Origin of the sequence: Daejeonella sp. (genome assembly GCF_036405355.1) — a bacterium.
GTDB lineage: Bacteria > Bacteroidota > Bacteroidia > Sphingobacteriales > Sphingobacteriaceae > Daejeonella.
In genome coordinates, this window is sequence record NZ_DASWXT010000068.1 from 112,244 (window position 1) to 121,649 (window position 9,406).

The 9,406-nt window shown below is 39.2% G+C and carries 8 protein-coding genes; 5 read left to right on the top strand and 3 right to left on the bottom strand.

Going from position 1 to position 9,406, the window contains the following annotated elements; genetic code table 11:
- Positions 1 to 70 precede the first annotated feature (70 nt).
- The 3 genes from VGE44_RS08880 to VGE44_RS08890 are packed head-to-tail and all read left to right on the top strand — an operon-like array spanning position 71 to position 3,353.
- Positions 71 to 1,435, top strand: coding sequence for an enolase C-terminal domain-like protein (locus tag VGE44_RS08880; RefSeq protein ID WP_331078094.1), 1,365 nt, complete (start codon positions 71 to 73; stop codon positions 1,433 to 1,435).
- Positions 1,436 to 1,472: 37 nt separating this feature from the next.
- Positions 1,473 to 2,435 carry a hypothetical protein gene (locus VGE44_RS08885; RefSeq protein WP_331078096.1) on the top strand — a complete coding sequence of 321 codons (963 nt, stop codon included), beginning with the start codon at positions 1,473 to 1,475 and terminating at the stop codon, positions 2,433 to 2,435.
- 18 nt (positions 2,436 to 2,453) lie between these two features.
- Positions 2,454 to 3,353 carry a sugar phosphate isomerase/epimerase family protein gene (locus VGE44_RS08890; protein ID WP_331078098.1) on the top strand — a complete coding sequence of 300 codons (900 nt, stop codon included), beginning with the start codon at positions 2,454 to 2,456 and terminating at the stop codon, positions 3,351 to 3,353.
- A 44-nt stretch (positions 3,354 to 3,397) separates the two neighbouring features.
- Here the strand turns inward: VGE44_RS08890 and kdsA are convergent, their stop codons facing one another.
- On the bottom strand, positions 3,398 to 4,210 hold the full coding sequence (kdsA, locus tag VGE44_RS08895) for a 3-deoxy-8-phosphooctulonate synthase (protein WP_331078100.1): 813 nt from the start codon (positions 4,208 to 4,210) through the stop codon (positions 3,398 to 3,400).
- Positions 4,210 to 6,396, bottom strand: coding sequence for a DNA helicase RecQ (gene recQ / locus VGE44_RS08900; protein ID WP_331078102.1), 2,187 nt, complete (start codon positions 6,394 to 6,396; stop codon positions 4,210 to 4,212). The genes kdsA and recQ overlap by 1 nt, the downstream gene beginning before the upstream one ends.
- 93 nt (positions 6,397 to 6,489) lie before the next feature.
- Here recQ and VGE44_RS08905 point away from each other — a divergent pair, with 93 nt between their 5' ends.
- Together VGE44_RS08905 and VGE44_RS08910 are read left to right on the top strand one after the other, a co-directional pair.
- Entirely contained in the window at positions 6,490 to 7,455 is a 966-nt protein-coding gene (locus VGE44_RS08905) for a KpsF/GutQ family sugar-phosphate isomerase (protein ID WP_331078104.1), read from the top strand.
- Positions 7,456 to 7,470: 15 nt separating this feature from the next.
- On the top strand, positions 7,471 to 8,553 hold the full coding sequence (locus tag VGE44_RS08910) for a mannose-1-phosphate guanylyltransferase (RefSeq protein WP_331078106.1): 1,083 nt from the start codon (positions 7,471 to 7,473) through the stop codon (positions 8,551 to 8,553).
- Here VGE44_RS08910 and rlmB read toward each other — a convergent pair.
- The gene (gene rlmB / locus VGE44_RS08915; RefSeq protein WP_331078108.1) at positions 8,546 to 9,331 is read right to left on the bottom strand and encodes a 23S rRNA (guanosine(2251)-2'-O)-methyltransferase RlmB; all 786 of its coding nucleotides are present in this window, start codon (positions 9,329 to 9,331) and stop codon (positions 8,546 to 8,548) included. The genes VGE44_RS08910 and rlmB overlap by 8 nt on opposite strands.
- Between the last annotated feature and the right edge of the window lie 75 nt (positions 9,332 to 9,406).

Consider the following 9,406-nt stretch of genomic DNA (forward strand, 5'->3'; position numbering starts at 1 on the left):
GCTAAAAAATAATTATCTTTTGACAGGTAATATCAGGATAACAATCATAAAAATTAATCAGTTTTTGAATATGAATACCAAAAAAGATCAAAGCATTTTTGACCGTCGTGAAGCATTGAAAATGCTTGGCATAGGCTCAACCGCAGGAATCATGGGTATGTTTGGCTCATCATCTTCTGCAAGTGCCTCTGAAAAAGAAGCATCATCATACACACGTGGAATGGCTCCCGTCAAGATTAAAAGCGTCAGAGCCATTGCATGCGCTCCGGCTGGATCCAACTTGATAGTAGTAAGAGTAGAGACCACAGAACCCGGCTTATATGGTTTGGGATGTGCCACATTCACTCAAAGAGCAATGGCTGTGGTTACTGCGATCAATAGTTACCTCAATGATTTCTGTATTGGAAAGGATGTAGACAATATCGAGGATATGTGGCACGGGGTCTATGTCAGCTCATACTGGCGAAATGGCCCGGTGCTGAATAATGCGCTTAGCGGCTTAGATCAGGCTTTGTGGGATATCAAGGGAAAACGTGCAAATATGCCTGTATATCAACTTCTTGGCGGCAAGGTAAGATTTGCCGTACCCTGTTATGCCCATGCAAGTGGAAGCACTCCTGAGGAAGTGGCAGATAATGTCCAGAAATTTATGGACGAGGGATATAAATACGTCAGGATACAGCAGGGTGGTTATGGCGCCGTTGGAGTAACTCAGAAAAAGCCGGATTTTAAAGAGGCTGGATTTGGTGGGGCCAATGACGCCTATATGGATGAACGGACTTATTTGAGATCTGTTCCAAAGATTTTTGAAGCCGTCAGAAAAAAGTGCGGCGATGATGTGGAGCTATTGCATGATATTCATGAACGTGTACAACCAATGGATGCCATCAATATGATCAAACAACTGGAGCCATATCGCCCTTTTTTCATAGAGGACCCTTTTTCACCTGAAAATATGGAATGGTTCAAGCAACTCAGAACAAGCACTTCTGTTCCCATTGCGATGGGCGAACTATTTAACAATATTAACGAATTTAAACTCCCAATGGTGAACCAATGGTTTGATTATATCCGGATTCATATCTCCCAGATCGGGGGCATTACTCCTGCTATGAAAGTTGCGAGACTTGGGGAATGGTTCAACATAAAAACTGCCTGGCATGGCCCTGGCGATGTTTCACCTGTAGGTCATGCAGCAAATGCCCACATCGACCTGGCAGTCTGGAATTTCGGAATACAGGAATCGATTCGTTTTTCAGATAAAATAAAAGAGGTGTTCTCAGGATGCCCTACAATGAAAAATGGCTACATGTATGTGAATGAAGTTCCGGGATTAGGTGTGGATATCAATGAAAAGGAAGCTGCAAAATATCCGATTGGTACTAAATCTAACTGGCAGGTACGTAAAGCAGATGGTACACTGATCAGACCATAGCCCTTATTTTAAAAATAAACAATAAATATTAATCATAATGCTAAAACAGATTTTAACTATATGTCTTCTACTTTCCAGCTATCAGGTCATTGCCCAATATCCTGAAGCCCGAATCTCAAATGGAGAAATTGAAGCCAGATTATACTTGCCTGATTCAAAAGAAGGGTTTTATCGCGGTACCAGGTTTGACTGGGCTGGTGTAATCCCAAGCCTTAAATATAAGGGTCATGAGTATTTCGGGGAGTGGTATGCAAAGCATGACCCTAAAAGACACGATGCGATTACCGGCCCCGTAGAGGCTTTTGATCCGATTGAGTATGAATCAGCCGCTCCTGGTGAAACCTTCATTAAAATAGGAATTGGAACAGTTAAAAAGATAAATAATAATCCATACCGCTTCAATGCTCCTTTTGAGCTGGTTAATGCTGGGGCATGGAAAGTCCGTAAAAAACATGACAGGATTGTATTTATTCATAAACTGAATGATGGTAAAGGGTATTCATACACCTATACTAAAACGGTAAGATTATTAAAAGGCAAACCTGAGATGATATTGGAGCATAAATTAAAAAACACCGGTCAGAAATCAATTAACACAAGTGTTTTTAACCATAATTTCTTCGTAATCGACAGTCAGACTACGGGATCCGATTTTACGGTTACCCTTCCTTTTAAAATTGCCAATAAACCGACAGGTAAAAATCTGATGGACTTTAGTGAAAATAAAATGAGCTATTTAAGAGATCTCAAAAAAGGTGAAAGTACAATGGAGTACCCTACAGGATATTCGGGTGATAAGGTTGAAGATTATGATTTCAGAATCGAAAACAAAAAAACAGGTGCCGGTGTAAGAATAACTGCCGACAAGGCCTTATCAAAATTTATGTACTGGTCAGTTCCTACCACCTTGAGTCCTGAGCCATTTATTAAGGTAGATGCAGATCCGGGTAAGGGATTTAACTGGACAATTAAATATCAGTTCTACACTATAGAAAAATAGTCATAAAATAAAAAATATATGATCAATAGAAGATCTTTCCTTAAAACCTCAGGGATTATTGCATTGAGTAGTGCATTACCTGTATGGGCTAATTCAATAAATGAATATCCTGCACTTAAATATCCGCCATTCGGTTTACAGGTTTACACATTGAACAGCATAATTAATGCTCCAGGTGCGGATACTAAAACTGTTCTTAAACAAATCGCGGACCTAGGAATCAAGGAACTTGAAACGGCAACAGGCTCCGGTGGCTTATATTACAGACATTCTGCCAGGGATTTTGCGGCAATTGTGAATGATCTGGGCTTAAAATGGATTGGAAATCATGTGGGTGGCCTACCCCGTACTGCACAGATAGCAGCAGGCTCACGAAATCTGAGAGATAATTTGCAGCAAATCGTCGATGAGGCTGCTGAAGGTGGATGTGGCTGGGTAATTTGTTCAAGTTCATCAATCAATAATCTTGATGAGATTAAAAAAACTACTGAAATCTTTATTAAAGCAGGTGATGCCGCTGCGAAAAATAAAATGAAATTTGCATACCATAACCATCAGTCGGAGTTTACTGTCATTGAAGGTACATCTGCTTTCGACTATGTTTTGGGTAATACCGATAAAAATAAAGTGTTCATGGAACTGGATCTTGCCTGGGCAACAGCAGCGGGTATGGATCCGGTGGCATTGTTCAAAAAATACCCGAACCGATTCCCCTTATGGCATGTTAAAGATCTTGACAAAGTTACAGGCAAGCCTTGCCCCGTTGGAACAGGTAAGGTTGATTTCAAACATATCTTTGAAAATTCAAGGCTTTCAGGGGTTAAACACGCCTTTATTGAACAGGATGGCGCAAAGATTATTGATGATCCGGCATCAAGCGTGGAATGGCTTAAAGCTAATATCTACAATAAGTCTTAAGTTTTCTACTTACTTGTCTACCTGATCCTGCAATTTATGTAGGATCAGGAAATTGCCTGTCTTATCCTGATTAATTTTATCAGCAGGCCTTCCAGATTATCCAGGTGCAGCATATTGGCACCATCTGATTTGGCATTGGCAGGGTCAGGGTGGGTTTCTATAAATAATCCATCAGAACCAACTGCAATTGCAGCTTTCGCGATGGTTTCGATCAGTGCAGGCTTCCCTCCTGTTACTCCGCTTGCCTGATTAGGTTGTTGCAATGAGTGTGTACAATCCATCACTACCGGTACGCCAAAGGATCTCATTTCGGGTATGCCCCTGAAGTCAACTATCATGTCCTGATAGCCGAAAGTGTTACCCCGATCGGTTAAGATCACATTCGGATTACCCGAATCCTGAACTTTATCTACTGCAAAGCGCATTGCAGATGCAGACAGAAACTGGCCTTTTTTTACATTAATTGTCTTTCCGGTCTTAGCAGCAGCAATCAAAAGATCAGTTTGACGGCATAAAAAAGCAGGGATTTGCAATACGTCGACATACTCAGCAGCCATTGCAGCTTCATGACTTTCATGAATATCTGTTACAGTAGGAACAGCAAATTCCCGACTGACCCGGGATAATATTTTAAGTGCTTTTTCATCTCCAATTCCTGTAAAAGAATCAAGGCGTGAACGATTTGCCTTTCGGTATGAACCCTTGAATATCAATGGGATAGCTAATCTGTCTGTTATGTTTACAATCCGATCGGCTATTCTGAGAGCCATTTCTTCACTTTCTATTGCACACGGACCAGCCATGAGAAAAAAATTGCCTGAGCCGGTATGTTTTATTTGCGGGATATTATTGATCATTAATTTCCTAATTCTGATATAAATTTAATACGCATCAGTTGTACCTCTTCGCGTGTATAATCATCTGTTCCAAGTTCAGCCATTGCAGTATCTATAGAATCTGTTTCTGTCGATCTGAAATAATCGTAAACCTCATCCTGCCTGTCCTCCTCAATCAATTCATCAATGTAATAATTGAGGTTGAGTTTAGTTCCGGAGTTTACAATGGTTTCCAACTCCTTCAAAATATCATCGTAGGTAATTCCTTTGGCAGATGCAATATCTTCAAGTGCAATTTGTCTGTCGATGTTTTGTATTATTGACACTTTGAGAGCAGATTTATTGGCAGCACTCTTAATAACAAGATCGACTGGTCGGTCAATATCATTATCTTCAACATATTTTTTTATAAGTTCAATAAATGGCTGGCCAAACTTCAAAGCTTTTCCCGAACCAACACCATGAATCTGTTTAAGCTCTTCTATGGAAACAGGATAATGAATGCACATTTCATCCAGTGATGGATCCTGAAATACTACAAATGGGGGTAGATTTTTCTGTTTGGCGATCTTTTTCCGCAGATCTTTAAGCATCTGTAAAAGCTGGGTATCAAGTGCTCCACTTTGCTGCTGGGATTCTTCAACTTCATCTTCAGCCTCATCCATCAGATAGTTTAGTATAAACTTTAATGAATGTGGATTTTCAATAAATGAATTACCGGATCTGGTTAACTTTAATAAACCATAATTATCAATATCTTTCTGAACATAGTTGTTGAGAACAGCCTGTCGCAGTAAGGATTTCCACAATATTTCACCCTGCTCCTTCCCTGAGCCAAAAAGAGGATGTTTACTATGACCATAAGAAGCAACCTGGGCATTTTCAATTCCCATCATAATATTGATGAAATACTGATCATCAAATTTTTCTCCAAGCTCTCTTATTAATTTTAATACGCTATGTAATGGAGCTTCAGCATCGAAATATTTTTTAGTGTGACGGCAATTATCGCACATATTATTGCAACCAGTCTCATTAAAGTTCTCACCAAAATAGTGCAATATCTGTTTACGCCTGCATACAGAAGATTCGGCATAATCTATTACTTCCTTAAGTATCTGAGTTCCTATTTCTCTTTCAGAAACAGGCTTATCTTTCATAAACTTGGTGAGCTTATCAATATCCTTTTGTGAGTAAAAAGCCACACAAATACCTTCACCCCCATCCCGGCCAGATCGACCGGTTTCCTGATAATACCCCTCCATGCTCTTTGGAATATCATGGTGGATAACATAACGGACATCCGGCTTGTCGATTCCCATACCAAAAGCAATGGTTGCAACAATCACATCAACATCTTCCATCAGAAAATTATCCTGAGTTTCAGCCCTTGTCTTTGGATCAAGTCCGGCATGATATGGAAGAGCCTTAATTCCATTCAGTTTTAACGCTTCTGCTACCTCTTCTACTTTCTTACGGCTCAGACAATAAACAATTCCTGATTTCCCGGAATTCATTTTAGCATACCTGACAATTTCCTTAATGACATTCCGCTTGGCACGTACTTCATAAAATAAATTGGGCCGGTTAAAGGATGATTTAAAGAGAGCTGCATTATTCATCTGCAGGTTCTTCTGAATATCCTGCTGAACCTTTGGAGTTGCAGTGGCCGTAAGTGCAATAATTGGAATATTGTCTCCAATATTGTCAATTACCTGACGGATTCTGCGATACTCCGGCCTGAAATCATGACCCCATTCTGATATACAATGTGCTTCGTCAACTGCTACGAATGAAATGGATATCCCCCGCAAAAAATCGACATTCTCAGGTTTGGTAAGTGATTCAGGGGCTACATAAAGCAATTTGGTCTCCCCATTGCTTACATCCTCTTTGACCTTAGTAATCTCAGATTTATTTAAGGAAGAATTTAAAAAATGGGCTATGCTATCAGTACCTCCAAAAGCCCGTAACTGATCCACCTGATTTTTCATCAGCGCAATCAGCGGCGAAATGACAATTGCTGTACCTTCGCTCATCAGGGCTGGTAACTGGTAACAAATTGATTTGCCACCACCAGTTGGCATTATTACGAAAGTATCCTTCTTCTGAAGTATACTGGTTATTATAGCTTCCTGATCACCTTTAAAGTTATCAAAGCCGAAAAAATTCTGTAAATTATCAAACAGGGATTTGTTTATTTCCATTGCCTGGTTGGAAAAAATTGAAAATGGGTCATAATAATATTCAAAATAACATATTTTTGCGATTAATTATCTATTTATTAAAAAAATATCTCATTGAAAAGCAATGCTGAAATATTAGAAATCGCAAGAAAAACACTTCAAATTGAAGCTGAAAGCGTAAAACGACTTGCAACTCAATTAAATGATAATTTTTCAGAATTGGTACATCAAATTCTGTACCTAAATGCCAGAGTCATAGTAACTGGCATTGGAAAAAGTGCAATAATCGCTCAAAAAATTGTAGCAACTTTCAATTCCACCGGAACACCCTCTATTTTCATGCATGCAGCAGATGCCATTCATGGCGATTTGGGAATGATTCAAAAAGATGATCTGGTAATTTGCATCTCAAAAAGTGGAAATACACCTGAAATTAAAGTTTTAATCCCCTTATTGAAACAGGGAGGAAATAAACTGGTTGGAATGGTAGGTGATAAAGACTCTTTTCTGGCCAGACAATCAGACTGGATCCTGGATACCTTTGTTGAACATGAAGCTTGTCCGCATAATCTGGCACCAACAAGCAGTACGACTGCCCAATTGGCTATGGGTGACGCCTTGGCAGTTAGTTTGCTTGAATGTCGTGAATTCAGCAGTGCTGATTTCGCAAAATATCATCCTGGAGGTTCACTAGGGAAACGACTTTATCTGAAAGTAGCTGATCTGGCTGTACAAAACGAAAAACCCTTGGTACCTTCAAATGCCAGCGTTAAAGAAGTAATCATCGAAATCACAAAGAACCGTTTAGGTGCAGTTGCCGTTGTTGATCATGGAATCTTAAAAGGCATTATAACCGATGGTGATATACGCCGGATGTTAAATAAAAACAGTACCATTGAGGGACTTTGTGCAGCAGACATAATGACAAGCTCCCCAAAATACATTGATAAGAACGAACTTGCTGTTAACGCACTTGAAATACTCCGCGAAAATAATATTACTCAGATACTTGTAGGAACAGGCACAAAATTTGAAGGCTTCATCCATCTTCATGACCTTTTGAAAGAAGGCATCATTTAAATGCATTAGATCTATATGAAAAATTATTATGCCCTGATAATGGCAGGAGGAATTGGCAGCAGGTTTTGGCCAATTAGTCGGACTGCCCATCCAAAACAATTTATAGACATACTGGGCACAGGTAAAACGCTCATTCAGCAAACATATGATCGATTTTTAAAGATCGTACCCAAAGAAAATATCTTTATTCTAACCAATGAATCATATATTAAACTGGTACAAGAGCAGTTACCAGATCTGGATGATTCGCAGATACTTGCAGAACCAATAATGCGAAATACTGCTCCCTGCATCGCATATGGAAGTCATAAGATTCTTAAACTTAACCCTGAAGCCTCTATCGTCGTTGCACCTTCCGACCATCTTATCATGGATTCAGAAGAATTTACCCGCTGTATAAATAAATCTCTTGAAACTGCTTCAAACCATGATTGCCTGATCTCATTGGGTATTAAGCCTTCCCGACCTGATACCGGATATGGTTATATACAATACAATACAAAAAAAATAGGCGATGATTTCTTTATGGTTAAAACGTTTACTGAAAAACCCAATAAAGAATTAGCCAAAACCTTCGTTCAAAGCGGAGATTTTTTATGGAATGCCGGAATATTTGTCTGGTCAGTAAAAAGTATCCTCAATGCCTTTAAAAAATATCTTCCCGAGATGAACGAGATATTCAGGGAGGGTGAAGCAATATACAATACCCTGGAGGAGCAGGAGTTCGTTCGTACTGCATTTTCCCAGTGTACCAATATTTCTATTGATTACGGAATCATGGAAAAAGCTGAAAATGTCTACGTACTCCCTTCAGAATTTGGCTGGTCAGACCTGGGAACCTGGGCATCTGTTTATGATTTATCCGAAAAGGATTACGTCGGAAATGCTGTAATCCCTTCCGAAATGGTTATCATGTACGATTCATCCAATTGTATGGTTAATGTACCAAAAGGAAAACTGGTGATTATGCAGGGGCTGCATGATTTCATTGTTGTCGAAGACAATAATACGCTACTTATATGTCCGAGAAGTGAAGAACAGGAGATTAAACAAATTGTAGGTGATGTAAAACAACGATTTGGACCGGAGTTTATTTAAGGGCAATCTTTTGCCTGACAGCTTCATAAAGCAAAATACCTGCAGAAACCGAAACATTTAATGACTCAATCTCTCCATACATTGGTATTTTTGCGAGATGATCAGCTATCCGGATAAGTTCTGTGGAAATACCGTTTTCTTCCGAGCCCATTATAATTGCGGTGGGTACAGTATAATCAGGCTGATAAAGGTAATCATTTGTTTTTTCGGTACATGCAACAAGCTGTAAACCAGACTCCTGCAAAAATTTGGCAGTTTTAAACAAACTATCATGACGGCATACCGGGATCTTGTATAATGCGCCTGCAGAAGTTTTTATCGCATCAGGATTGATTTGTGCCGAACCTTTTGACGGAACAATCAGGGCATGTACTCCGGCACATTCAGCAGTGCGGGCAATGGCACCAAAATTTCTTACATCAGTAATTCCATCCAGTATTAATATTAATGGCACTTCTCCTTTCTCGTAAATAGAAGGAATTATATTTTCAATTTTATCATAGCTAATCGGAGAAATAAATGCTACAGCACCCTGGTGGTTCTTAGGTGTTAATCGATTCAACTTCTCTACAGGTACGAGTTGAAATCCAATTTCCTGATCATTTATCAATGCCCGCAGCTCTAAAATTATACCTCCGGTAAGCCCCCTTTGCAGGTATAGATTCTCAATTTCCTTTCCACTCTTTATTGCCTCAATAATCGCCCTGATTCCAAATACCATTTGGTTAGACTCATGGCTTTCATTGTCCCTTCTTCTTTTAAAAGAGTTAGTGTTCATTTCTATAAATTATAGTAAGCAGCGAAGTTAGATAATATTTCCATTTTCATATAAATGACTTATTTTTTTTGAACT